Consider the following 26,265-nt stretch of genomic DNA (forward strand, 5'->3'; position numbering starts at 1 on the left):
AGATTCACCTATGGTGAAAATGACTGTGGATAAGTAATGTTTTTCAATGTTCAGTTGTTGTTAAATATATTCAAAAGCCATAGAATTTGGCTTTGAATCAGAGTTATTTGAAAGATTGAAAGAGTAATCCACAATGAATTAAATTATTCAATCACAAACAATTGGTTATCCACCAATTACCGAAATAATATCGCAAAACAGGTTTTAAAAATTCTCTGTTTTGTACAAAAATTAATTAGTTCCCCAAGGGGGTTCTGAACAGTTACCTTTTATCATAACTTAGGACAATGTATAAAGCAACTGCATTAAGTTCACTTTCCACCAAAAAATGGTATTGGGACATACCTTGGTAATTCTTATCAGCTATTATTGACTAATATTTATGATTTCATTCTTATTATATTTTGCACGATACACTTTTAGTTTTGTGTGAAGTTCCATGCTATCCCATGTTTTGCAGAGATATGACGGTTACAAAGATTAAGCCTATTAAAAGTACTCTAAGCAAATTCTAGCACCAAAGCCCTTGATTATATTCAAAGGCCAGATAAGACCGACGGCAAAATGCTTGTGTCTTCGTTTGGCTGATTCTTTTCACCTTCTCCTATAATTTTGCAGCGACTTCCACACCTTCGAGAGACATTCTCACGACTTGTTCAGCCGCATCACCTCCCATTACATCCTTAACTCTATTTTTTTGAGCAACCTGATATATGCTTCATTCTTCCGTCATCGGCAATTAATCAGAAATGAGGCGATACACAATGAGTTATTTATCAGTAAAAGAAACTGCACTTAAATGGGATATATCCGAGCGAAGTGTCCGTGATTACTGTCAAAAAGGACGAATTGCCGAGGCATTTCTAATTGGAAAAACATGGAGTATTCCAGACAACGCCACAAAACCAACCCATATTCCTAGACATTCAAACCAACCTCGCATTTTACACAACGTGTTACGTGATGAAAAGATTCATTCTGTTACAGGTGGCATCTATCACAAGATACAGATCGAATTAACTTACAACACTGCCCCCATCTTCGCCTCTAAAGAATCTTCATAAGAAGAAATTCTTTTTTATTCATTTTCTATTTCCTCCACTAAAAAAGCACATGCCATGTGCGACATATGCCTGTATATAATTATTTTTGTTATATTTTAAAGGTTCAATTCGGATTTATCTTGCTTTATAGATTACCAGAAAATGCATATAAATCATCTCCGTAAAACTGCAAGTAATCACCTTCTTTTGTTTGTCTCAACGCTTGAAAAACATTATAACCATCTACACAAGGACTTGTTAATCCCAAGAATGACAATCCAAAAAGAAATCCATTGATCTCAATATTCGTTGCCGGTGAGATACAAAATAAGATAATTGGAATAACACCTAACAAATACGGAAGTAAGCACATAACGATAAATCTACTTCTTCTTAGCGGATATGATGTAAGTGCTACTGCCATGAATTCCTTTGGGACAAAACCTATGACTACTCTTGCTTTTGATGGGTATACAATAGCATGTAAAAACTCATGAACTACTAGTAAAGCTACACTTACTACAATCCCTATAATAATTGCGGTTGGAGATACCACTATATGTCCTGCATGCTTTGTTTTTAAAAACATAGATATGAATATAATAAATTGATGTTCTGGCATATTGGAAAGAGCCCATAACCCAATACCAGATGAAACAAAAGACCAGATGACGGTTATAATTCCAAATAACACTTTTCCTTTTTTACTCCTAGGTAATCTCCTTTTCAACTTCATTGTTCAGTTCTACAAATTGTATTAGTACCATGGATTAGGAAGAAATGGTAAAACAGCGTTCCAACACACACCAAGAATAATTTCTGAACCTCCCATAGTTTTCCTCCACAAATTCAATTTACCACACTCGTGATTATGCTCATCGTGCAAAGTGAATGATATTATACTTTTCACGGAAAGTTGGCATACTCCACGAAATCCTTTCCTTGGCATTCGGAATTGCTTCATGAATCGCTTTTCGCACCTGCAGCAGATATATCTGTTGTGCCTTATCTTGCGCAGATATATACTCATCTATTGTTTTTGGTTTCTCACCGCAAAAATGCTGCTGATTCTGATTTTTGAATGAACGTCCACACTTAGGACATATTCACATAGGACAATCCCCCGGATATCGTTGCATTTCTTTCTGTATATCTTTGCGTACATCAATAATATAGCAAATGCTTCCGTCCGGATTCTTTACTCCCATGTTTACAAGGCTGCCCCTATAGCAAAAACCATTGAAGGTTACATTCACTTTTACACGACCTTTGCCAAATTCTTTTTTTATATCATATGGAAATCTAACATAGGCGCCGCCCTTATCTGGCACAGGCTCGATCATAGCTTCAAACTCATAAATTTTAGTATTCATATTTTACCTGCTTTTTGTAAAAAACAATTACTTTCGTAAAATTTTTTCCATGGTCTTTCCCTTAGACAACTCATCAACCAGCTTATCCAAATATCGTATTTCCTGCATGAGAGGTTCTTCGATTGTCTCTACCTTGACTCCACAAACAGAACCACGGATCAACCTCCGATTAGGATTCATAGACGGTGCCTGTTCAAAGAATTCCTCGTAAGTAATAGCACTGTCAGCCATTTCCCAAATCTTTTCCTCACTATATCCTGTGAGCCAGCGGATAACCTGATCAACTTCGTTTTTTTCCCTGCCTTTTCGTACTGCTTTGTTAATCAGTAATGGATATATTTTTGAAAATTTCATCTGATATACTTTGCTGTTTTCCACGTTTTATTTACCTCATCTGCAAATTCTAATTCTGCTTCCATCATTTCTTATATTTTAACCGCTCAACAATCTGGTATTTATCAATCCAGACTATCTACAAAACTTATTATTTCTTTGCACATTTCATTACTTTTATAATAATGAATATAATGTCCACAATTATAGTAAATAAGTTTCCCACGGACGGCAGATGCATATTTTTGCTGACTCTCAATCCAGTATTTATCAATTTGTTTTCCGTTTGATGAGAACAACAACATCGGACATTCTATATTACCTGCATCGTTTACTATTTTAGAATTTTCTAATACTTGTTTGCCCTCGTTGATATAACAAATATTAAATGCATTTCGCTTCATCAACATTTTTTGCTGTTTACGTTCTTCTATTGTTAAACAACGTGTACTCAAAGGATATAGTCCAGAAATTTTATGAAGATTATACTTTTTTGCTATTTTAATCATTTTAATTGATTTATTAACCTTTTTATTGTTCCAATGTTCATATTCCAATGGTGTTGCCATATCTATGCCTATAATTGCCTTTACCATATAAGGATATTTTTGTTTCCAACGAATTGCTTCTAATCCTGACATAGAGTGTGGAAGTGAACTACATCGGCAATTGAATTACCGAGCATCAGATATATATGGCTTCGCCATACAGTTTCCGGGTGCGTCCATGACACCTTTACTGCTACTTTTCAGTTACACAGCTACTTTTATTATTTCTGGAGAAGATAGTCCGGATACGGACATTTTCTTTTCCACACCGGATACGGTGTTATATTTTCTCATAATATTGTATGCGCCAACAACATCTGCATTAAAGACATGAAATTGATCTTTATACAGTCCTCTGTTCTTGCGATTGCTTTTCTCCGCATACTGCTTCGAAACTTTCGGGGCATATGGAGAACATTGACTGGTATATTCCTCTGTCTGTTTCTTCAATGCAATTCCATACATTGCAAGCTTATACCCCAGCATAGCATAAATTTTATCATAGGGTAATGCGTGAAGTTTCTGGTTTGTTATCTTTCCAAGTTTTTTATTCCTTCGGATATTTTTGATGTCACCAATGATAACCGTATGAATATGGTTTTCCTCACAATAGTCAGCTACTACCCTTGTCACTTTATGCAGATAATCATGAATACAGTTCTTTTTCTTCTCATATACCCTGCACAGATGGTGAGATGGTTTCGGGTATTTGATTCCCTTCGCTGCCTGAGCGCGTCCCCACTGATGCTGTAGCCTGGCGATTTCTTTGTCATATTTCTGATTGATTTCCAGATACTTTCTTCCCAGTATAAAACTCTTCCCTATTGAATCATAACAGGTGATCAGGTTATGAAGCCCCAGATCAATGGATAGATAATGTCCATTATCTGACTTTATTTCGGTGTCTTTGATTTCATAAATTATGATAATCTGACACACACCTTTATGATCCGGTGGATATATCTTGATCTGTTTCACGTTATCTGTGTTCTGGAAAACCTTATTTTCCAGATATAAATATTTTTCACAGATATCATAAGTTTGACAAAGATAATCTTTCAGTTGCTTCGGCAGTGACAGTCGAACCCGGCTGCTCTTTGAATCATGCACGATGGCATTCTGCATATAAGTAATTGCCATACCTTTCTGTTTAAAACGTGGTGGGTTGGGGTTCAAAATCCTCTGGCTTTTTACAAGCGCATAAAAAGATTTCCATGATTTATCCAGAAGCTTACACACTTCCTGTGCAGTCTGGGACGGCAGGGATTTGAACCATAAGTTATCCTTTAGGCGTGACTTCTGATCATACCAGTCCGGATACTTTTCCATTCCAAGTTCTTTGTAATTACGTCGTTCATAATTGCACACGTTCCAGAGCTTATAAGCTGCATAACACATATGACCAACGATATTCGATTCTGTAGCATTCAGACGAATGCTTGTCTTGTGGGACAGCAGCATTTACTTTTCCCCCTTAATAAGATTTGCTCTGATGTTCAATGTAACGACGTATATTTTCTTCTGATACAGAACCAATTGTCTCCACATAGTATGAATGATTCCATAATTGCCCTTTCCAAAGCTTCTGACGGATCTGTGGGAAATGTTCAAATAACTTTCGACCAGTAATTCCTTTTAAATATTTCACAATATCTGTAACCGATAATTTGGGTGGTGCCGATATAAAGCAATGGACATGATCGCCTTCTCCTACTTCAAACAAATGCACGATAAAACCTTTGTCCTGCGCAATCTGTTGAACCAACTCCTTCAAAAAAGATTCCACTTCTGTATTTAAAATCTTTCTTCTGTATTTCACAGACCATACCACATGGTAATTAATATTGTACACGCATGTGCGTGAATGTATAAGGTTTTCTTTTATACACATACTATAACACATTTTCGTCATCAGAACAAGTGTTCTGCTACGATTTTTGGCTTTTTTCTGCTACAATTTTTGGCTTTTTATTTCATAAAAAATAATAAAATCTCTAATACCTGATTAGAAATATATTAAAATAAAAAAGAGGGCTGTTAACCCCTCCAAGCAACCTATGGTTGCACGCTTTCATCTCGGCAATTGAATAACCGAGGATTCCCGCTTTATTACCCTAAAAGAGAATAAATTAGAAGAAGCGGAGTCCCATTTTAAGCAGTTATCGGAAACCGTTCGTGGGACAGGAAGAGTCTTTTGTGCCAACAGTCTGGTAAACGCTGTGATCAACAGTAAATATCAACAGGCAGAGGCGCTTAAGATCGACACCTTCTTTCATATCGACTTAGAGGAAGCTCTCTCAATTTCAGATATCGAACTGTGCTCTCTTTTTGCTAACACAATGGATAATGCGCTGGAGGCCTGCGCAAAAATAAATGAGCCCTCACTGCGAAAAATCGAAATGAAGGCTCGTTGTAAAAATCATTTTTTCAGTTATCAGATTGCCAATTCCTATCATGGAACGCTTGTCACAAAGAACGGAACCTATCTTTCAGATAAGGCAGATTCCAAAGAACATGGACTCGGACTAAGCCAAGTCAGTGATATTGTAAGGAAGTATCATGGGACTTTGGATATTTGTACCGAAGATGAGATGTTCACCGTCACCTGTATCATTCCGCTCTAGGACTTGAAAAACCGAAAATCAAAAAGTGATGTATTTGTATCAATTCTCCATTGACACAGTCCTGCACAAGTGATATATTTATCTCATAAAGAGACAATAACATCACATTTCAAGGAGGGCTTCACATGTCGAAACGAAAAATTAGAAATACAATTATTATGGGGATCGGACTGGTTATATTGATTATCATAGGAGTGGTATACTCCCTTTTATTCAATGATGGACGATGGGTATACGAAACCAATCTGTCGGAATACGTTTTTATTACAAAAGATATTCCGATGCTCGCCATCGGTGCTTTAACCGCCATCTATGTCATTTATCTGGTAATCACTATCTTTCAGGCCGCCATGCAGAAAAAACAGGCTGACAAAAGATATACCAGAAGAATCTCCCCACTCCTGGGGTTTGCCGGCATCTTTGGCTTTGCAGGTTTTGCAGGATTTTGGACGTACGCAGAAGCTAAAATTATTTTCCCATTCATCTTCTTTGCTTTCTTTGGCTTTTTCGGATTTTTCTTTGAGGGAAAAATGTCAAACACATTGGAAGATGAATTGTATATGGAAAATAAAAAACGCGCAGAATTAAATGCATATAGAGCTGGTTTTCAACTATTGTTCGTTACGATCTGGCTTGTTGGCATGGGTATGTTTTCTCGATACGTCGAATGGTGTGCGATCTTTATGCTGATAGCCATTTCCTTGATTTATGCTCTGGTTCTATTTCTTAGCAGTTACTTGCTATACCGCTACGAAAAAGGAGAGTAAAATATGGGAGTTGAATTTGAATGCAATCTCAAAATGTATAGAGCTGCGCAGGGATTTACACAAGAACAACTGGCCGAGCTTGTTGGCGTAAGGCGTGAAACCATCATGCGGCTGGAAAAAGCACAATATAATCCCTCGCTGAAACTGGCTATTGATATTTCACGAGCTGTAAAAGCACCGATCGAGGACATCTTTATATTTCGCTAAGCCCTGCCGCCGGTATGGCCGGCACATTAAAAAGAATCTTATTTTCTATGATATAGACAAAGGCACAGAGGGGTCTACACCTCTGTGCCTGATAATTATTACTTTTTGGTCATCTTCCTGACAATGACTCCCTTTATTACAGTTCCATCACCACCGCCTGATAACCTTCCAAATGAATCGTTCCATCGCTGCTGATTGCTGCGTCGTCATAGTTATTAAGCAGGACTGACTTGACCGATGCCGGCAATTTAACGACTCTGCTTTCGTTCTGGTAGTTTCCGATCACGAGCAGTGTCTGGTTCTCACCTTTGCGGTAATATGCCATAAGATTTTTTTCATCCTCCATATAAGGAACTAATTTACCATAGATGATGGTCTCCTTATACTCCGGATTTTTTCTGAGTGCAATCAGTTTCTGATAATAGGCAAATACAGAATCTGCTCTGCCTACCTGATCCTTTGCATTGATTTTTGTATAATTCGGGTTGACGCGCAGCCATGGTTTACCCGAGGTAAATCCTGCATTGTCACTCTCATCCCATTGGAACGGTGTTCTCGCATTGTCTCTGCTGTAGTACGCGATGATATCGAGCGCTTCTCTCTCAGAGCATCCCGCGTCCAGTGCCACATGATATTGATCGATAGTAGCAATATCATCCACTTCATCAATATTGTTAAATCCGATATTTTCCATGCCAAGTTCCTGTCCCTGATAGATAAACGGAAGGCCCTTGAGCATCATGGACATGGTTGCAAGCATCTTCTTCGATGTGTCGGTGCAGTCACCTTCTGGAATGTAACGGCTCACGCCTCTTGGTTCGTCATGATTCTCGATGACATTTGAGATGAGACCCACATCATCGATTCTCTCCTGTGTCTCAAAGCAGCAGCGCTTATAATCATCCGGTGTGATGCGGGTGAAGTCATACCATCCTCTGTCGCTCTCGCCAAAGACAGTCTCGTTAAAATCAAACATTGTTGAAAAGCATCCGTCATCTCCGATAAAGTCAGGCAGTTCTTCTTTCTTTTCGTTAAATACTTCGCCTGCGGTAAATGCGTTGTGCGGTCTGAAGGTACGGTCTGCCATTTCATTTAAGAAGTCCATAACACCGACCGCATCCTTGAGCATTACGGTACATGCTGCCGTGCCGTCATCACGATCTGCCGGATAATCTCTGAACGGAAGCACCTTTTTGATGTTAATGATCGCATCGATCCGGAAGCCGGAAAGGCCTTTGTCCAACCACCAGTTGATCATTTTATAGATTTCTTCCCGGACTTCTTCATTTTCCCAGTTTAAATCAGGCTGTTTCTTGTGGAACATATGAAGGTAGTATTTATTCGTTCCCGGGATCGGCTCCCACACGCTGCCGCCGAAGTATGAACGCCAGTTGCACGGTACCTTTCCATCCTTACCTTCTTCAATATAAAAGTATTTTCCATACTTACCGTCTGGATCTTTCATTGCCTGTTTAAACCACTCATGCTCGTCTGAGCAATGATTGACAACAAGATCCATCAAAACATGCAGATCTCTTTTTTTAGCCTCTGCCAGCAGTTCATCCATGTCTTCCATCGTTCCGAACATCGGATCAATGTTATAATAATCTGAAATGTCATATCCCTGGTCTGCCATCGGCGAACAAAAGATCGGCGATAACCAGATAATGTCAACTCCCAGCTCCTTGAAATAATCTAATTTTTCTATAATACCACGCAGATCTCCGATTCCATCTCCGTTGGTATCACGAAAGCTCTTCGGATAAACCTGATATGCTACTTTTTCATGCCACCATTTTTTTTTCATGTTAGTCTCCTTGTTTCTTTCTGTTTCTTTCTGTTTTTTGCTATTTAATGGCGCCCTCGACCATACCGTGGATGATCTGTTTCTGTGCAAACAAGAACAGTACCACGATTGGAATCATCGCGAGAAATGCTGCTGAAAGTATCAGATCCCATTGCTTTACATAGGAACCCACAAAGCTTGAAACTGCTACCGGCAGCGTCTTGATCTTACCGTTCAATCCGAGCATCAGAGATGGCAGGAGGTAATCGTTCCATACCCACAATCCATTCAAAATCAGTACGGTAACCTGTACCGGTTTCAGCAGTGGGAAGATGATTCGAAAGAAGGTTCCCTCCGGTGTGCATCCATCGATCCACGCTGCCTCTTCGAGCTCATATGGTATATTTTTGATAAATCCATGCAGGATAAATACTGACATGGAACCGCCAAATCCAAGATAAGCAAAGATGATTCCTTTATAGCTGCTGAGCATCTGAATGCCTGTAAATGTCGAGAAGCCTCTGAAGGTCGACAACAACGGCAGCATAACTACCTGGAACGGAATAACCATCGCGGATACAAATATCATGAAGATCACGTTGGACCATTTTGTCTTGTTTCGGGACAACACCCATGCTGCCATACTGGAAAAAACGATAAGCAGTACAAGGGATACCACTGTGATCAGCATCGAACTCGCAAAGGATGTCCAATAACTGAAGTTCTGGTTGTTAATTACATTGCTCATGTTCGTAAGCATCTGTCCCCAGTTTGTCGGGAGTGCGATCGGGCTGACCACAATGTCAGCGCTGCTCTTTGCAGAATTAATTAAAACCAGAAAGAACGGCATTAATACAATAATTGCGATGATACAGCCGACGATATCGGCGATCAGACGTCTTCTTTTCTGTGCTTTCATTACATTTCTACCTCCCTCTTCTTACTGATGGATACCTGCGTCAGAGATACGGCTGCCAGAATCACAAAGAACACCACTGCCTTGGTTTGTCCAAGTGCATATTGATTTTTACCGATTGCAGTGTTGTAGATATTCAAGGCTAAGAACTCCGTCGACTGAATAATCTTTTCCCCAAGTACTCTGGCCGGTGCACCGTTCGTAATTGCCAGGTTGAGGTCGAACTGCTTAAAGGAGTTGACCAGTGTCAGGAAAATACAGATTGTAAATGTATTGGCAATCATCGGAACCTTGATTTTAAGTAAGGTCGTCCATGAATTAGCTCCATCTACATTGGCCGCCTCGAGAACATCCTTCGGTACGCTGGTCAGACCGGTCAGGTAGATCATCATGATGTAGCCTGCATACTGCCATGTACTTACGATCAGGATTGCAACCATCGCAAGGTTGGGGTCTGTCAGCATGGAGTCAGAACCTGCGATCACGGTTGTAAATACTTTGTTGAAAATAAACTGCCACACATAACCAAGTACAATACCACCGATCAGGTTCGGCAGAAAATATGCTGCCTGATAGAAGCTTTTTCCCTTGACCTTTGACGTACACAAAAGTGCAAGCGCAAATGCGGCAAAGTTAACGAGGATCATATTCACAACGGTAAAGATCACTGTGATCAATAATGAATATAAGTAATCTGCAGACTTGAACATTGTCACATAGTTGGCGATGCCGACAAATTTGTTAAAGTCAATTCCATTCCAGTCTGTCATAGAATAAAAAATACCAAATCCAAATGGAACAAGTACAGTCACCGCAAAAGAAAATAGCAGCGGGAATAAAAATAATATATTAATAATTTTTTTATGTTTTCGAGTCGGAAAAGTATACATGCCAACAATCACCAGAAGCGCCCCTATAATCAGCAGCATCCCGTTGATACTAAAGGATGTCTTCGCCGTCAGATTATATGACAGCTGCAGATTCGTCACGTCCAGATATAATGCCAACAGGATGGATACAATACCAAGTATCAGCAAACCTATGGCCATTGGTTTCTTTGTTTTCATATGGATTTCTCCCTTCAGAGCGTAATTCTTACGTTTCTTTCTTACCGCTTTCACATCACAGGAGCGTTCGTGCTGAAGGATAAATCTCCTTCAGCACGAGCGTGTCCTGGTATACTGTCTGGCAGTCTCTACTGTGCCTGCGCCGTGTAATCGTTGATTGCCGTCTCCAATGTAGATATGAAGCCTGCTTTGTCGATGTCTCCCTTTGCGTAGGACTCAAATACAACACCTGTTGCCTTCTGTGCAATACCTTCCGGCATGTTGGACCATTCCCATGAAGAAGTCTTACCGTCATCAACATAAGTTTTTAAGCTTCTGGCAAGCGGAGTTTCCGGTTCTACTGTACAGGTCGTATATGGTGAAATCATACCGCAGTCTGTAACGAGACACTTCTGTCCTTCCTCTGAAGTTGCAAGATCATCCAAAAATGCTTTTACAGCATCTAAGTTTTTGCTGTCTTTGTATGCACACCACCATGATGGGCTGTCAGCAAGTATGCTGGTCATCTCTGATTTTGTGAATGCAAGTGGAGCGATACCACAGTCGAATGTAGCATCATAGTCCGGAAGTGAAGGATCGATCCAGTTTCCTTCTGTAATGAATGCTGATTTTCCCTGTGCAAATAATGCTAACTGATCATCATATGTACCAGAGATCAATGTCTGCTTGTCTGAGTACTGGCATAAGAGTGAGAAGAAATCAGCGAACTCACCAAGTCTGTCCTCGTCATATTTTCCATTCATCATGTCATCGAAGACAGAAGTATCATCTCTCTCCAGACCGCCTGTCAGATAATATCCAAAGAGGTGGTTGCCTGTTGACCAGTACATCTGTCCTGATTCAGCTGCTACAGAGCAAACCGCTGTCAGTCCAAGCTCGTCCTTCTTTGCTTCAATCGTCTCAAATGCTGTTTTGTATGCGTCATAGCTTGTCAATGATGCAGGATCCACACCTGCTTCTTTTAATACGTCAGCGTTATATGTGATACCGTATCCTTCTACTGCATATGGGAAACCTACCACTGTACCGCTCTCATCTTTGTATGCGAAATCTGTCTGGCTTGCCCACTCGCAGTCACCAAGATCTGCCACGTAGTCGCCCCAGTTAGCAAAATCACCGTCTCCGCCGATTACGAATAAGTCAGGCATGTTATCTGCTGCTTTGTATCCCTTCAGCGTTCCCTGAATATCTACACCGCCTCCAAGTGACTCGATGGAAACGGCCTGTCCTGTCCGCTCCTCGTAATCCTTTGCAAATGCTTTCAGCTGTTTATCGATCTCAATTTTTCCATTTACAATACGAATGGCATCGCCTGACGCCTTTGCATCTCCTGTGGAACCGGAACTATCTGACTTGTTGCTGCTGATACCACCGCATCCTACTAAAAGTGATGCTACCATTGCTGTTGCCAATAAAACTGATACGATCTTTTTCTTCATATTATCCTCCTTGATTCTAACCATATAACTCTTCGACCTTTTGCGCATAAGGTTTGTTCCTGTTTCCAATAATATTACTGTTCCTTATATTTGTCAAGTGCATTTTGTACACTTTAAACGATTATATTAATCACTTATGCGTCTAAGTGCACAAGCATTGTGCACTTTCTCCATTGCCCCTTATGCGTGTAAATATGCATATTACACAAAACAAATGCACACAACTCCGATTTTCCTCTTCGTTTGTGTGCATGTTGTCTATTTTATAGTTTTTACACTGTCTCGTATCTTCAATTCGACTGGCAATATCACCTTTTTTTTCGCCGTGTCATGATTTTTGATTTGTTCGACCAGCAGTTCGACCGCCAGACGCCCTTTGAGTTCTGGATTTTGATGTACGGTCGTAATCTGTGGTCTGACGAATTTTGAATAGATATTGTCATCAAACCCTGTAACCGATGCATCCTCGGGCACTTTCACCCCATGATCATGAAAATAATTAATGACCCGCGCCGCATGAAAGTCTGCGGAACATTCAAACGCAGTATAAGTTTTCGTCAGATTCAAAATCCTTTTCAGGCCATTTTCGTTCTCGTCCTCAAGATTATTGAGAAAGAGGAAATCCTCGTCATGATAAGTAATTCCCGCCTCCTTCAAGGCTTTCCGGTATCCGTGAAAGCGCTCCCGCTCCACCGCTACACAGGAGTCTGATACAAATGCGATTCTCCGATGTCCCTGATCAATCAGATATTTTGTCATCTCATAGGCGCCCTTTTCATCCTCGAGCCCTATATTACAATAATTCATGATTTCCTCAAAGAAGTAACTATCGATAAATACCAGCGGCTTTTTACACTTATCCCGCACCTGGATGCAGTCATCATTCATCAGCCCCAGCACGATGAGTCCGTCTACATTCCATGTAGCTATATAGTTGAGCGTCTCCGTAATCTCATCTGAGATGTAAATCATCAGGAAATACCCTGCCTCCTTCACCGCTCGCTCGATGGCTCCCAAAAGCTCCGATGTAAACGCATCCTTAATAAGATTCTGCTCCGCAAAATGTCCTTTTCTGGATTTGATCGCAATGCCGATGATCTTAGAGCGATTCCTTGCCAGGTTTCTGGCATTGATGTTCGGCACATATTCATACTCTTCCAGTACGTGCTGAACCCGATCGATCGTCTCCGGAGATACTTCCTTCGTCTTTCCATGTATGACGTTCGATACCGTCGTCGTACTGATGTCAAGCATCGCAGCTATTTCTTTAATTGTAATCATCTGATTCACCTCTTAAAATTAAACTTCACCTTATATTTTACCATGATTATTCGGTTTTCTCCACCTATAAATGGCGTAAATCGCAAAAGTGAATCGCAAAAGTCTCCCCTTTACGGAAGTTCAAAAAGCTCTTTCTTATAAAAATATTTCTTATCTTCCTCAGTGATGGTCTTGATTACTTTGGCCGGATTTCCGACTGCTACAGAATTGGCTGGAATGTCTTTGACCACGACACTGCCTGCTCCGATCACTGCGTTGTCTCCAATGGTGACACCCGGACCCACGACCACACTTCCCCCCAGCCATACATTATTTCCAAGGGTAATCGGCTTGCCAAACTCGTAGCCTGAGTTTCTGCGCTCGTGATGAATCGGATGACTCGCTGTGTAAAGACTTACATGGGGAGCAAACATGCAGTTATCACCGATCTTGACCGGTGCCACGTCGAGGATGGTGCAGTCTGTATTCGCATAAAAGTTTTTCCCTACCGTTGTGTTTCTTCCGTAATCGAAAAAGATCGGTGGCTCCATATATGGCCCCTCGGCGCTGTCATCTGAGAACAGCTCCTTTAAAATCTGCGCGCGCTTTTCATAGTCCGTCGGAAAGCAGGAATTGAATTGATGTGCTAATATCCGAGCCTCCTCCCGCTCCTGCTCGAGGCCGCCCTGTACCGGATCGTAGAGCTGCCCGGCGAGCATCCTTTCTTTATTTGTGAGTGTCTTTTCTCCCATTTTTGTCATTGTCTTTCTCCTCTCAAGTTCATAGCCGCCAGGGGCCGAATCTTCTTATCCCGTCAAATCGACTTTCTTTAATACATCTCGACCGTCACTTCCAGATTTCTACTTCCTGTTACAGTACATGTTCCATTTTTACTGATTTTAACTGTAGTGATGTCCCGTTCCAGATCATAATCAGTCGAATATCCGTCATCGTCGTACAAATCATATGTTACATCCTGATCCTGGAATGTAATCAATTTTACCTTGCTGTCATCAAGCTCTGCGATGGATTCAGCTTTCGAACCGATTGGGAAAATATGATTTTTCCGCAAAAAGAAGATCATCTCATCCGTACCCGCTTTCACATAGTGATGTCCAGCCTCCATAATCTCTGTGTCATAATCGTCACAGCTTCTCATACGGATGAGCAGCATCTCCTCCGGCAGGTAGACATAACGACCTGTCGCATTTTGTGTGTAGATCGGTGCACTCATGATGCTCTCGCCTACCATAAGCTGATCTTCCACCTCTTTCGCCTGCTCATCCTCTGTATAAATGAATGACATCGGCTGGAAATACATGGTATCAGTCAGCGCCGCCTTCATAAATTCACTGTAAATGTACGGTACCAGTGCATATCTGCATTCAATCAGCTTTTTAAATGTATCCAACTGCTCGAAACGGTATACTTCCTGATCTCTGGTACCCATCGACGAATGATTCCTCATCAGTGGTGTGAAAATGGCCGCTTCTATCCAGCGCATCACCAGATCTTCAGTCGTATTGCCAGAAAAACCGCCGACATCGCATCCCGAATATAACAGCCCCATCATATTCAACGACGGCAGCATTTTGTAATTCATCAGAATATGCCCCCACCAGGACATATTGTCGCCCATCCAGATTCCGCCATAACGGTGCATGCCCGTGTAAGATGAACGTGAAAACATCAATATTCTCTTATCAGGCTCAAATTCTTCAAAAGCCTCGCCTGCAGCTCTTGTCATATTATATCCAAACAGATTGTGGACACGGTCATGACGCACCATCTCTCCATTGATCTTGTGGTAGAACCGCTTATAATCATCACGATTATTTGCCAGCCCGTCCACCATGGATGTGAAAGTCGAAAATGCTTCGAGATCCAGATTCTTCCCTTTAAATTCTCCAATTGAGTCCAGCACTTCATTAAAATGCTCCTCTGAATAGAAGAGAGAAGGCTCATTCATGTCGTTCCAGAAACCGTCGATCCCCTGATCCAGCAAGAACTTGTATCCGTGACCGAACCATTTGCGCGCATCCGGATTCAGAACATCCGGGAAATGTACTCTGCCGGGCCACACGCCCGCCACAAAATCGGTGCCGTCCGCATTTTTACAGAAATACCCATGCTCCACACCTTCTTCGTAGACGGGATACCCCGCTTCTACCTTCACTCCGGCATCAATAATCGGGACAAGATGAATATGCTCTGCTTTCATCTCTTCGACAAATGCCTTAAAATCCGGGAAACGTTCCTCGTCAACGGTAAAGTCCTTGTATCGCTCCATGTAATCAATATCCATATAAACCGAATCCAATGGAATATGATTTTCACGGTGCTGAGATACCACCTCTCTCACATCCTCCGCCGTCATATATCCCCAACGGCTCTGCTGGTATCCAAACGCCCATTTCGGGGGAATATAGCTGCGTCCGATCAGAGAACGGAACTGCATTACAATGTCAGTCGTGTTTTTTCCTTCTATAATATAAAGGTCGAAATTTGAATCCTCCGGATGAATGACCAACTCATTTCGGTTTGTATACCCGACATCAAAGCTGACAATCCCCGGATAATCCATAAACACACCAAACGTCTCTGTACCTGAAATCATAAAGAAATTATGCGACGCATAGAGCGAGTTACTGGTCTCCAGATGATGAGGATCATCGAGGCATCGACTCTCATACAGCCATCCTCTCTTATTAATCCCACGCACATTCTCACCCAGACCATAGACCAGATCTTCTGCATCCAGTCTATAGCGGAACTCCTGTGCCGTCTCGTCGTACTGTCCAAGAAAAGCTACCGCTCCCACAGTCTCATCCAATTCCAGAACAACCGCATCCGTCTGGATAACCGCCCCATATTTATATCTTTTTATCATAACATTTTCTCCCAACTTTTTTCAAGACTCGCTCGCGAGTCTTGGTGCGAGATTCGGTCAGCTTTGCTGACATCTTCTTCGAATCTCTGCACATCCTCGCGGAGCGTATATCAGAGGTGGGAGTCATCTCACATCTGATATAAAGCGGACATTTTCAGTCCGCTTCACACTTGTACTTTATTTTTTCCAATACCACGCCATCGCTTCAAATCCGTCTGCCATGCCGTCCTGAACAGCTTTATCCATATTGTGGATCAACAGCTCTGCCTTCTCCAGATCATACCCTTCCGGCACCACAAACTTCTGCGGCTCTTCCGAGAAATTACAAACGACCAGCAGCTTCTCATCACCATACGTTCTTGTATACGCAAAGATATGCGCATCCTCCGGCATCAAAAGATCATATTTTCCATAAACAATGATATCATGCGATTTGCGGAGAGCGATCAGCTTCTGATAATAGTGGAATACTGAATCCGCATCAGCCAGCTCATCCTTCGCATTGATCTTCGTATAATTCTGATTCACAGCAAGCCATGGCTCGCCCGTCGTAAATCCTGCATTGGCACTGTCGTCCCACTGCATCGGTGTTCTGGCATTGTCCCGGTTTTTATAACAAATTCTTGCCATCAGTTCCTCTTCCGAGAAAATGTTCATTTCCTTCAGCTCATGATATGCGTTGATTGCCTCGATATCATCGAAGTCATCCACGCTGTTGAACTGCTGGTTTGTCATGCCAAGTTCCTCGCCCTGATATACATATGGCGTTCCCTGCATCATATGGATCATCGTACCGATACACTTTGCTGAACGAACCCGGAACTCATCACTGTCATTTCCCAGTCTGGATACAATACGCGGCTGATCATGATTACAGAAATAAATACTGTTCCACGCCACCTCATACAATTCATTCTGCCACTTCGACAGAACCTTCTTCAGCTGCGGGAGGTCAAACTTCTTATCACACCACTTGCCATTGCCATCCACATCAAGCCCGACATGTTCAAACTGAAATACCATGTTCAGCTCGGTGCCCTCTGCATTGGCATACTTTTTCGCCTCATCGATTGTAACTCCGGCACACTCTCCGACCGTCATAATATCATACTTAGACAGAACCTTCTGATTCATCTCTCTCAGGTACTCATGTACATGAGGTCCGTTGCAGACACTCATCGGCTCGCCATAGATACTGTTCTCCATCAAAGGACCGTCCGGCAGTCCCTCCGGTTTCGAAATCATACTAATCACGTCCATGCGGAAACCGTCAATCCCCTTCTCACACCAACGCGTCATCATGTCAAACACTTCCTGACGAACGGTCTCATTCTCCCAGTTCAAGTCCGGCTGCTTCTTCGAGAAGCAATGCAGATAGTACATTCCTGTGGTCTCGTCAAACTCCCATGCCGACCCGGAAAAACAAGATCCCAGATTATTCGGCTCATGTCCATCCACAGGCTCTCTCCAAATATAATAATCTCTCTTCGGATTGTCCAGAGAGCTCCGGCTCTCCACGAACCACTGATGTTCATCCGAAGTATGATTCACTACCAGGTCCATCACGATCTTGATCCCGCGCTCATGCGCAGCGGCGAGCATACGGTCAAAGTCCTCCATCGTGCCGAACTCTTCCATGATATCCTCATAATCACTGATGTCATACCCGTTATCATCATTCGGAGACCGGTAGACCGGAGACAGCCAGATCACATCGATCCCCAGCTCCTTCAAATAATCCAGTTTCCCGGTCACACCATTGAGATCGCCGATTCCGTCGCCGTTACTGTCGCAAAAACTCCTTGGATAAATCTGATAAACTACACTTTCTTTCCACCACTGCTTAGCCATAATATTCTCCTATCCATCATATCAAATGAAACATCTGCAAATTACATTTCGATACTATCATACCCGCACTGACAATTCAATAGGTGTTGCGCAACACCATCAAAACATACAATGATTTCAAAAATATTTAGTGCATTTTATATGCTAATTTTACTAAAAGCAATTGACATTCCACCCAAACATGCTATATTATGATGCATACAAAACCTCATCGAAAAGGAGTACGACCATGCACACACCCTTGAGCACCAAAGAAAAATTTTCCTACGGTTTAGGAGACTTCGCCAGCAACCTGACATTCTCAACCATGTCCTCCTACGTCCTGTTCTACTTCACGGACTATGCCGGCCTGTCCATCGCCATCGCCGGCGGACTCCTGACTTTCAGCCGTCTGCTGGATGCATTCCTGAACCCGTTCACCGGTATCCTCTTCGACAAGACCCACAGTCGTTTTGGAAAGCTGCGTCCTTACATCCTGTATTCGGCCCCCGTCATTGTTCTGACTTTTATCGCCTGTTTTTTCACCGATAAAATTCCCATTTCCTACCGGGCTCCTTTTGCATTCGTGATGTATCTGATTTTCGCAGTCTCCTATTCATTGGGAAACGGCGCATATACTTCGCTGCTGACGGCCATCACTGACCATGAAGGAGAGCGGCTCGCATGCAATGTCGCCAAAAATATGGGCATGTCACTCGGCGGGATCATTGCCTCGAGCTGTACGCTTCTGTTCGCGAAATGGATCGGGTTTTCCGCAACGGCCACATTGTTCGGGATCATTGCCTTTCTGGCATTGTTCCTGTGTTTTAAAAACACAAGAGAGCGCGTGACGGGAGAGACTTCTTCACTGCCTCTTGGAAGTGCACTGAAAATCATGTGGAACTGCAAGCCCTTTGTACTGATCTGTACACTCCAGTTTTTTCAGTTCATAGCCAGTATCACCCGCTCGCAAAATACCGTATATTATGCCAAGTACATTCTGCATAACGAGACCCTTGCCGCTGCACTTCTGACCGCTCCCACATTTGTATTCTTTTTTGTCAGTCCGTTTCTGCCAAAACTTGTACAGCGGTTCGGCAAGCGCAATGTAGCTTCTGCCAGCCTTGTATTTTCCAGTTTATGCGTACTCGCGATCTGGATCAGCGGCAAGTCCGCTGTTCTGGTTTTTATCTTCAATTTGCTGGCAGGAATCGGTGCTGTGATGGCATCGTGCATCTACTTTGTTCAATGCATTGATACGATTGATCATGCCGAGTGGATGAGCGGCTACCGGCTGCAGGGATTTATGACGTCCGTGATGATGGGCGTCGCAAAGCTCGGCATGGTATTCGGTACGTTTCTCACACCGCTGATCCTCAATCTCGGCGGTTATACCGAGAGCGGGCAGCAAAGTGCTTCTGCGCTGCTGAGTATTCGTGTTGCATTTATCGTCATACCGATTGTGTTCATGATGATAACCGTTTTTGTTGGGATGTTTTATAAGCTGGATAAACAGTATCCAAAGATTTTGGATGAATTGATAGAACGCAGAACAAAATAAGGATCCACGGGATCTTTATCTTGCATGACTGGCTAATTTCCTATGATAGAACAAAGAGTTTCGCATGCGAAACTCTCGCGCCGAAGCGCGGTCACCTCAGTCAGTGACCATATTCCATTTGTGCGTAGTGCGCATCCCCCGGAGGGTTTTTATGTAATAGGAAAGTTCAGAGAACTTTCCTATTACATAAAATAAGCAGAGGATTTCTGCTCCTCTGCTTAATCGATCAAATTAAATTTTTTAAAGGTTTTGTTGAGCAGCAGGCTATTCACCGATGCGACCACAGCAAATCCTGCCAGAAAATAGAATGCCATCACCTGGACGTAGATATATCCGCTGACAAGTACCATAATGACCGGGGCAAGGTTCAGCGCAATCATAAGTACCGTAAACGGCAGCCGCGCAATTGAAATAATCATAGAATTTTTAAAGATCTCTTTCATCGTCGTATCTGCTACCGCAATGTATGCAAATAAATAGGATACCATCATCGACAAAAGCAGAACTACTGAGCAGACGACGATACTCAGAATCCAGGATACTGCCGTTGAAGGCATCGCAGATACAAACCGGAAGTCTACATAGAGAATCATATACGCTGCAGCAACCAGAAGATAACTCAAGGTTGAATGTTTAAAGTGTGATGTAAACTCTTTCAAAAAGGTTTTGAACACATACCCCTCCCCCCGGCAGATGCACTTCATGGCTGTAGCATACAGGGCCGTCAATCCGGCGCCTATCGTAATGATCGGTACGCACGTAACCAGAAACATGATGTTTAAAATCAGAATATCCGCCGCTTTGGATAAAAGCGTAAAAACCGGTCCATCCATGTTAAATATATTTCTCATTCTGCTATCTCCTTTGATCATGGTAAAGTCACAATAAAAATATTATAACAAATTGTAAGAAGAAAGGGAAGTCAAATGATTACAATCAAACAAATGGCTGAGCTCGCAGGTGTAAGTCCGACCACCGTCTCAAATGTGCTGCACGGCCGTTACAATAAAATATCAAAGGATAAGTTAAACCGGGTACAGCAGGTCATTGAGCAGTCCAACTACGTCTCCAATATGGGCGGCAGACTTCTCGGCAATTATGGTTCAAAGATCATTGCCGTGATCATGGCTTATCACACCAACGAAGATCAGTTTCCTTTGGACGATCCGTTCGCCGGAGCCATCGTTGGTGCAATTGAACAGGAAATAACGGAAAACGGATATTTTCTGATGCTCTATCACAATGAAGATGTCGATGAGTGCACGAATATGGCGCGAGCCTGGAACGTGGAGGGTATTATTCTCCTCGGATTTACCGCCGGGCAATATGTAAACTTTAAATCAAAAGTCGAGGTACCGGTCGTTGCCATTGATACGAGTTTTCATGGTATCAAGTCTAAATTTATCAATATCGGTCTGCAGGATTACGAGGGTGGACGGGATCTCACGAAATATCTGCTGCAATGCGGTCATCAGAAGATTTCATTCCTGTCACTGGACCTGCAGGAAAATTACATTGATATGCAGCGCGGGCTGGGCATGTGCGACGCCCTGAAGCAAGCCGGGCTCCCGGCCGACAGCAGTTGTTTTGTTCCTCTTGATGTGGATTCCAGAAAACGGCATGCCTTTTTATCTGCCTTTGCAACAGATGGTTTTCGCGGCTCTACTGTGCTGTTTTTCTCCTCCGATCATCTGGCGATCGAAGCGATGAATCTCTTTCTTGACATGGGTCTCCAGATTCCAAAGGATATCTCCATTGCAGGCTTTGATGATATTCATTTTGCCTCACAGTGCCGGCCAAAGCTGACCACAGTGCGCCAGAATATTGCCGAGAAAGGGCGCGAAGCCGTCCATGCGCTGATCGAAGTCATTGTGACAAAGGAATTTCGCCAGAAGAATATCTCTCTTCCGACAGAAGTCGTCGTGCGCGACTCCGTTGCGGTGATAAATCCTCTGGATCTGTGATTCCAATATGCTGTATTATTGATACAAAATTATTTTCAAAGCCCGCTCTTCAGTTACATGAACGTGCAGGCAGAGACGAATGGAGATAAAAAAAGGACAGATTTATGGCATAACAGAATAAACGTGATAGCAAGTAATTACTTGTATTCGCATATCCTTAATTGAGCAATCAATAAGGAGCGTTTTTTATGAACAAAGGTAAACCGAAGGAGCCAGTGAAGTACACCATTTTAAGGGAGTATAGAAAAGAATACTCTTGTAAAACATTTGTAGAAAAGATAGTCAAAACCCACTTAAAATCGGTTCACTGAATCGATTTACGCATACCTGGCAACTGGCACAGAAAATAGATGTGATCTTTCTCTTTGACGGCTGCAATGCAGGCAAGGGTTATATCGGCACACGAGGTGTGGATTATGAAAAACTCAAATGACGACACCAGACAATTAAATACCGCCATTTACATCCGCTTATCACGTGAAGATGGCGATAAAGATGAAAGCAACTCCGTCACACATCAAAGAGAAATTCTCCTCCGCTATATCAGGGATCACTCAGATTTAAAACTGTATGACGAGTACGTGGATGATGGATATTCGGGAACAAATTTTCAAAGACCAGGGTTCGAAAGAATGCTCTCCGATATTAAAAATCATAAAATTTCCTGTATTCTGGTCAAAGACCTGTCTCGCTTCGCAAGAGATTATGTGATGGCAGGAATGTATATCGAACGCTATTTTCCACAGTGGGATATCCGTTTCATTTCTATCTCCGAAAATTACGACAGCGACAATCCCGACATTGCAGGGCAGGATATTCTTCTTCCAATCCAAAATCTGTTCAACGAGTTCCACGCAAGAGACACATCCCGTAAAGTTCAGCGAGTAATGCACCAAATGCAGGAAGATGGAAAATGTGTTGCGGCATTTGCTCCTTACGGATACCAAAAAGATCATTTAGACAAACACCATTTCATCGTAGATCCTTATGCAGCAGAGGTGGTAAAACGAATCTTTCGACTTTTCCTCAGTGGAATGGGAATGCAGACAATTGCAAAAGCATTGAATGTGGACGGTATTCTTTGCCCCTCTTCATATAAGGAAATGAATGGTTCAAACTATCACAACAACAACCGGTTATCAGCCACTTCCTATTGGACAGAATCGACCGTAAAGAACATCTTGAAAAATGAGACCTATATCGGAACACTTGTGCAGGGAAAAACAATTCGTTCTATCAATCGAAAACCCAAACGAGTTCCGTCCGAGCAATGGGTACGAGTTGCTGATGCTCACGAAGCCATCATTGATAAGGTGCTCTTTGAACAGACACAGATTCTTCTGTCCAAGAATACCCGAAGTATGAAAGTCAATGTGCCGACGACCTTATTTGCCGGGCTGATCAAGTGCGGTGATTGTGGGCGGTCTTTAGTAAAGACTGTATGGAATGATAAGATCACTTATCGATGCGGTACGTACAAGCGTATCGGTTCAGGCTTTTGCACGCCCCACGCGATCAGAGAATCTGTTCTAACAGAAATCGTACTGAACGACTTGAATATCATTATCGGGCAGGCAGAAAATTTGACCGAAATAGTCAGGAAAGAACAGCCGGAAAAACCGGAAAGAAATCTGATAAAAACGGAAGAAAAGCTGCAAAGTGACTTGGAAAAATGTATCCGCAAGAAGGCAGAAGCCTACGACGATTATAAGGAAGGACTTCTGACCAAAGACGAATTTCTGACTTATGGTGTGAAATGTAATAACACAAAAAAGCAGTTGGCACTGCAGCTGCAATCCGTTCATGAACAGCGCAGTCAGCATGAGGACTTTGTCCAGAATCCGTGGTTACAACAACTGCTCCATGCAGGGAAAATCGAAGAATTAGATAAACAAATTCTGCTGGATATGATTGAAACCATCTTCATCTATGAGAATCAGACTGTACGAATCGTATATCGATTCTCAGACGAACTGGATTATCTGTTCCGACAGACTTTAGAAACCGTAAACTAGCGCAAGTGATGTTCGCCCCACGGCGGGCGCGATCCCGGTGCTGTCTATAACGGCAGACAGGAAAAAGACGATGCGCTGAACCTTGTTCTTGCCATCGGAAAAATCCTTCAGGACCGCGGTTTTGACGTCCAATATACACGCACCACCGACATTTATGAATCACCTTACGAAAAAGCGATGAAAGCCAACGCTGCCGGAGTCGATTATTTCGTCTCCATTCACCGCAACTCCTTCCCGACCGCCAACACTGCTACAGGGGTGGAATCCCTTGTCTATGACAAATCCGGAATCAAGTATCTTCTTGGTGAGAACATCAATGCCGCTTTGGAAAACATTGGCTTTCGCAATCTCGGCGTGAAAGCCCGCCCCAACCTGATCGTGCTGCGGCGCACCCGCATGCCGGCTGTGCTTGTGGAGGTCGGATTCATCAACAATGAGAAGGACAATGCTTTATTTGATGCAAAATTCCAGGAAATTGCCGAGGCCATCGCCGACGGTATCACGGAGACGCTCGACACGCAGTTCGAGGCATTTCCACAGGAGGAGCCTGCCTTTTCCCCGGACACCATGCCACGGATGCCAATGCCCGATATGACCGCTCCGGATGCCTGGCCACGGATGCCGATGCCCGATATGACCACACCGGATGCCTGGCCACGGATGCCAATGCACGATATGACCGCTCCGGATTCCTGGCCACGGATGCCGATGCCCGATATGGCCCCACCCGATTCCTGGCCACGGATGCCGATGCCGGGTACCAGAACCACACCGGATTCCCAGCCACGGCAGATGCCGGACGCCGGAACTGTCCCATCCCGGTCTGCTCCGATGCCTGATACTGGTGCTGCTCCTTCCCGATCCGGTGAAATGCCCGGTACTGGAACCGCTCCTTCCCGATCCGCTCCGATGCCGCCGTCCCGACCGGTTACACGTCCGGCTCCGTCCGGTGCTGTTTATCACGTCCAGACCGGCGCCTTCCGCAACGAAGTGTACGCCAAACGTCTGCTCCAGGAGCTGCTCTCCATGGACTTTCCTGCATTTATTCAGGACTCCGGCGGATATTATCGCGTTCTTGTGGGATCATTTGACAACCTTGACGATGCCGCCGATATGGAAAACAAATTAAAATCCACCGGTTATGCCACGATTATCATCCTGTAATGTATGGTTACGGTTCACACGCAAGCTAATTGGATATGACATTTTTCATGTAATCCTTGTAAATTTTTCCTCCTCGAATTATAATGGAAGTACTTATACTTTGAGGAGGATTTTCTATGAAGAAAAGAAGCAATTTTACCAGCAGGATCGGTTTCATTCTTGCTGCAGCCGGATCCGCAGTCGGTCTGGGAAACATCTGGCGTTTTCCCTATCTGGCAGCCAAGTACGGCGGTGGAACATTTTTGCTGGTGTATCTGATATTAGCAATCACGTTCGGTTTTTCCCTAATGATCGCCGAGCTGGCACTCGGCCGTAAGACAGGACTCAGCGCCATCGGCGCATATACTGCACTGGACAAACGATTCGGATTTCTCGGTGTCCTGTCAGCAATTGTTCCGTTCATCATCTTCCCATACTACTGTGTAATCGGTGGATGGGTCGTGAAGTACTTTGTAACATTTGTGAGCGGCGGTATGGCAGCCGCAGCCGGTGATTCTTATTTTACCGATTTTATCGCCAGCACCACCAGCCCGATCACCTGGTTTTTCATCTTTATCGGTTGTACAGCCATCGTCGTTTTTATGGGTGTGGAGAAGGGAATCGAGATCGTCAGTAAGTTTCTGATGCCGCTTCTCGTGGTTCTTACGATCGGTATCTCCATCTACGCACTGACTCTTGACGGTGCCATGGGCGGCCTGATGTACTATATAAAACCGAATATGGCAGATTTTTCTGTCAAAACCGTTCTCGCAGCCATGGGGCAGTTATTCTATTCCATGTCGCTGGCTATGGGTATCATGATCACCTACGGCTCTTACATGAGAAAAGAAAACAATCTGGAGCGTTCCGTGCGGCAGATTGAAATTTTTGACACCGCAATTGCATTCTTTGCTGGTCTTATGATCGTCCCTGCCGTGTACGCATTCTCCGGCGGAGACAAATCAGCCATGAGTGCCGGCCCGGGACTTATGTTCATCACACTTCCGAAGGTATTCGCATCCATGCCAGGTGGTGCTTTCATCGGAACGGTATTCTTTATTTTAGTATTTTTCGCTGCACTTACCTCCGCGATTTCCCTGATGGAGACCATCGTGTCCATCGTCATGGATAAGTGGAAACTTGACCGGCCGAAGAGCTGTCTGCTCGTTCTGGTTCTGGCACTTATCCTGGGGATACCTTCCTCACTCGGATTCGGTGTGTGGAGCGGATTCCAGCCACTCGGATTTGATATTCTGGATTTCTGGGACTTTGTCAGCAACAGCATACTGATGCCGATCGTCGCGATCCTGACCTGTTTCTTTGTCGGTTTTATCATCAAACCGAAGGCGATCTCGGACGAAGTAAGACGAAACGGCGAATCTTTCAAGTCAGAGAAATTATTTACAGTTATGATCAAATGGGTTGCACCGATCTTCCTGATTGCAATTTTGGTAAGTTCTGTACTGAATGCGCTGGGGATTTTCAGTATCTAACCTCAT

General features: G+C 43.2%; 24 protein-coding genes and 2 pseudogenes. 11 read left to right on the forward strand and 15 right to left on the reverse strand.

Annotation, left to right across the window (positions count from 1 at the left end; translation table 11 throughout):
- Positions 1-464 precede the first annotated feature (464 nt).
- Positions 465-585: pseudogene (locus BUB85_RS22430) on the forward strand (relaxase/mobilization nuclease domain-containing protein); the annotation flags it as partial.
- 179 nt (positions 586-764) lie between these two features.
- A complete protein-coding gene (locus tag BUB85_RS09685; RefSeq protein WP_073109297.1) occupies positions 765-1,064 on the forward strand; it encodes a MerR family transcriptional regulator in 300 nt (99 codons plus the stop codon).
- A 124-nt stretch (positions 1,065-1,188) separates the two neighbouring features.
- Here BUB85_RS09685 and BUB85_RS09690 read toward each other — a convergent pair whose 3' ends face one another.
- From BUB85_RS09690 to tnpA, 6 genes are all read right to left on the reverse strand, one after another.
- Complete coding sequence (locus tag BUB85_RS09690) at positions 1,189-1,737, reverse strand: DUF3267 domain-containing protein (RefSeq protein WP_073109300.1); 549 nt, start codon at positions 1,735-1,737, stop codon at positions 1,189-1,191.
- A gap of 412 nt (positions 1,738-2,149) precedes the next feature.
- Positions 2,150-2,416, reverse strand: a complete 267-nt coding sequence (locus BUB85_RS09700; RefSeq protein ID WP_073109314.1) for a DUF1905 domain-containing protein — start codon at positions 2,414-2,416, stop codon at positions 2,150-2,152.
- Positions 2,417-2,443: 27 nt separating this feature from the next.
- Positions 2,444-2,794 carry a DUF2200 domain-containing protein gene (locus BUB85_RS09705; protein ID WP_073109316.1) on the reverse strand — a complete coding sequence of 117 codons (351 nt, stop codon included), beginning with the start codon at positions 2,792-2,794 and terminating at the stop codon, positions 2,444-2,446.
- A gap of 80 nt (positions 2,795-2,874) precedes the next feature.
- Complete coding sequence (locus tag BUB85_RS09710) at positions 2,875-3,390, reverse strand: hypothetical protein (protein ID WP_159434636.1); 516 nt, start codon at positions 3,388-3,390, stop codon at positions 2,875-2,877.
- A gap of 111 nt (positions 3,391-3,501) precedes the next feature.
- Entirely contained in the window at positions 3,502-4,758 is a 1,257-nt protein-coding gene (locus tag BUB85_RS09715; RefSeq protein WP_200803562.1) for an RNA-guided endonuclease InsQ/TnpB family protein, read from the reverse strand.
- 13 nt (positions 4,759-4,771) lie between these two features.
- The gene (gene tnpA, locus BUB85_RS09720) at positions 4,772-5,188 is read right to left on the reverse strand and encodes an IS200/IS605 family transposase (RefSeq protein WP_073109320.1); all 417 of its coding nucleotides are present in this window, start codon (positions 5,186-5,188) and stop codon (positions 4,772-4,774) included.
- 328 nt (positions 5,189-5,516) lie between these two features.
- Here tnpA and BUB85_RS09725 point away from each other — a divergent pair, with 328 nt between their 5' ends.
- The 3 genes from BUB85_RS09725 (at position 5,517) to BUB85_RS09735 (ending at position 6,895) form a co-directional block, all read left to right on the forward strand.
- Positions 5,517-5,921: an ATP-binding protein gene (locus tag BUB85_RS09725; protein ID WP_073109321.1), complete on the forward strand. Its 405-nt coding sequence runs from the start codon at positions 5,517-5,519 to the stop codon at positions 5,919-5,921.
- A gap of 125 nt (positions 5,922-6,046) precedes the next feature.
- Entirely contained in the window at positions 6,047-6,688 is a 642-nt protein-coding gene (locus BUB85_RS09730) for a DUF3796 domain-containing protein (RefSeq protein ID WP_073109323.1), read from the forward strand.
- A 3-nt stretch (positions 6,689-6,691) separates the two neighbouring features.
- On the forward strand, positions 6,692-6,895 hold the full coding sequence (locus BUB85_RS09735) for a helix-turn-helix transcriptional regulator (RefSeq protein ID WP_073109324.1): 204 nt from the start codon (positions 6,692-6,694) through the stop codon (positions 6,893-6,895).
- A gap of 136 nt (positions 6,896-7,031) precedes the next feature.
- Here the strand turns inward: BUB85_RS09735 and BUB85_RS09740 are convergent, their stop codons facing one another.
- The 8 genes from BUB85_RS09740 to BUB85_RS09775 all read right to left on the reverse strand — a co-directional run bounded on the left by BUB85_RS09740 (position 7,032) and on the right by BUB85_RS09775 (position 18,104).
- Positions 7,032-8,702, reverse strand: a complete 1,671-nt coding sequence (locus tag BUB85_RS09740; protein ID WP_073109327.1) for an alpha-glucosidase — start codon at positions 8,700-8,702, stop codon at positions 7,032-7,034.
- 40 nt (positions 8,703-8,742) lie between these two features.
- Positions 8,743-9,600 (reverse strand): carbohydrate ABC transporter permease, encoded by an 858-nt coding sequence (locus BUB85_RS09745; RefSeq protein ID WP_073109329.1) that lies wholly within the window; start codon positions 9,598-9,600, stop codon positions 8,743-8,745.
- Entirely contained in the window at positions 9,600-10,664 is a 1,065-nt protein-coding gene (locus BUB85_RS09750) for a carbohydrate ABC transporter permease (RefSeq protein ID WP_073109405.1), read from the reverse strand. Before BUB85_RS09750 ends, BUB85_RS09745 begins: the two co-directional genes overlap by 1 nt.
- Positions 10,665-10,792: 128 nt before the next feature.
- Entirely contained in the window at positions 10,793-12,103 is a 1,311-nt protein-coding gene (locus BUB85_RS09755) for an ABC transporter substrate-binding protein (protein ID WP_073109332.1), read from the reverse strand.
- A gap of 258 nt (positions 12,104-12,361) precedes the next feature.
- Positions 12,362-13,384 carry a LacI family DNA-binding transcriptional regulator gene (locus tag BUB85_RS09760; RefSeq protein ID WP_073109335.1) on the reverse strand — a complete coding sequence of 341 codons (1,023 nt, stop codon included), beginning with the start codon at positions 13,382-13,384 and terminating at the stop codon, positions 12,362-12,364.
- Positions 13,385-13,494: 110 nt separating this feature from the next.
- Positions 13,495-14,124, reverse strand: coding sequence for a sugar O-acetyltransferase (locus tag BUB85_RS09765; protein ID WP_084533987.1), 630 nt, complete (start codon positions 14,122-14,124; stop codon positions 13,495-13,497).
- A 68-nt stretch (positions 14,125-14,192) separates the two neighbouring features.
- Complete coding sequence (locus BUB85_RS09770; protein WP_073109338.1) at positions 14,193-16,253, reverse strand: glycoside hydrolase family 31 protein; 2,061 nt, start codon at positions 16,251-16,253, stop codon at positions 14,193-14,195.
- A 177-nt stretch (positions 16,254-16,430) separates the two neighbouring features.
- Positions 16,431-18,104, reverse strand: a complete 1,674-nt coding sequence (locus BUB85_RS09775) for a glycoside hydrolase family 13 protein (protein ID WP_073109340.1) — start codon at positions 18,102-18,104, stop codon at positions 16,431-16,433.
- Positions 18,105-18,333: 229 nt separating this feature from the next.
- Between BUB85_RS09775 and BUB85_RS09780 the strand changes: the two genes are divergently transcribed.
- Positions 18,334-19,644 carry an MFS transporter gene (locus BUB85_RS09780; RefSeq protein WP_073109342.1) on the forward strand — a complete coding sequence of 437 codons (1,311 nt, stop codon included), beginning with the start codon at positions 18,334-18,336 and terminating at the stop codon, positions 19,642-19,644.
- Positions 19,645-19,862: 218 nt separating this feature from the next.
- Here BUB85_RS09780 and BUB85_RS09785 read toward each other — a convergent pair whose 3' ends face one another.
- On the reverse strand, positions 19,863-20,495 hold the full coding sequence (locus tag BUB85_RS09785; protein WP_073109344.1) for a YesL family protein: 633 nt from the start codon (positions 20,493-20,495) through the stop codon (positions 19,863-19,865).
- A 51-nt stretch (positions 20,496-20,546) separates the two neighbouring features.
- Here BUB85_RS09785 and BUB85_RS09790 point away from each other — a divergent pair, with 51 nt between their 5' ends.
- From BUB85_RS09790 to BUB85_RS09810, 5 genes and pseudogenes are all read left to right on the forward strand, one after another.
- Complete coding sequence (locus BUB85_RS09790) at positions 20,547-21,608, forward strand: LacI family DNA-binding transcriptional regulator (protein ID WP_278319590.1); 1,062 nt, start codon at positions 20,547-20,549, stop codon at positions 21,606-21,608.
- 416 nt (positions 21,609-22,024) lie between these two features.
- The gene (locus BUB85_RS09795) at positions 22,025-23,623 is read left to right on the forward strand and encodes a recombinase family protein (RefSeq protein WP_073109351.1); all 1,599 of its coding nucleotides are present in this window, start codon (positions 22,025-22,027) and stop codon (positions 23,621-23,623) included.
- A gap of 18 nt (positions 23,624-23,641) precedes the next feature.
- Positions 23,642-24,142, forward strand: a pseudogene (locus BUB85_RS09800) (N-acetylmuramoyl-L-alanine amidase family protein); the annotation flags it as partial.
- Positions 24,143-24,532: 390 nt separating this feature from the next.
- Complete coding sequence (locus BUB85_RS22000; RefSeq protein WP_242945401.1) at positions 24,533-24,787, forward strand: SPOR domain-containing protein; 255 nt, start codon at positions 24,533-24,535, stop codon at positions 24,785-24,787.
- A gap of 116 nt (positions 24,788-24,903) precedes the next feature.
- On the forward strand, positions 24,904-26,259 hold the full coding sequence (locus tag BUB85_RS09810; protein WP_073109355.1) for a sodium-dependent transporter: 1,356 nt from the start codon (positions 24,904-24,906) through the stop codon (positions 26,257-26,259).
- Positions 26,260-26,265: the final 6 nt, after the last annotated feature.

The organism is Hespellia stercorisuis DSM 15480 (assembly GCF_900142165.1).
Lineage (GTDB): Bacteria > Bacillota > Clostridia > Lachnospirales > Lachnospiraceae > Hespellia > Hespellia stercorisuis.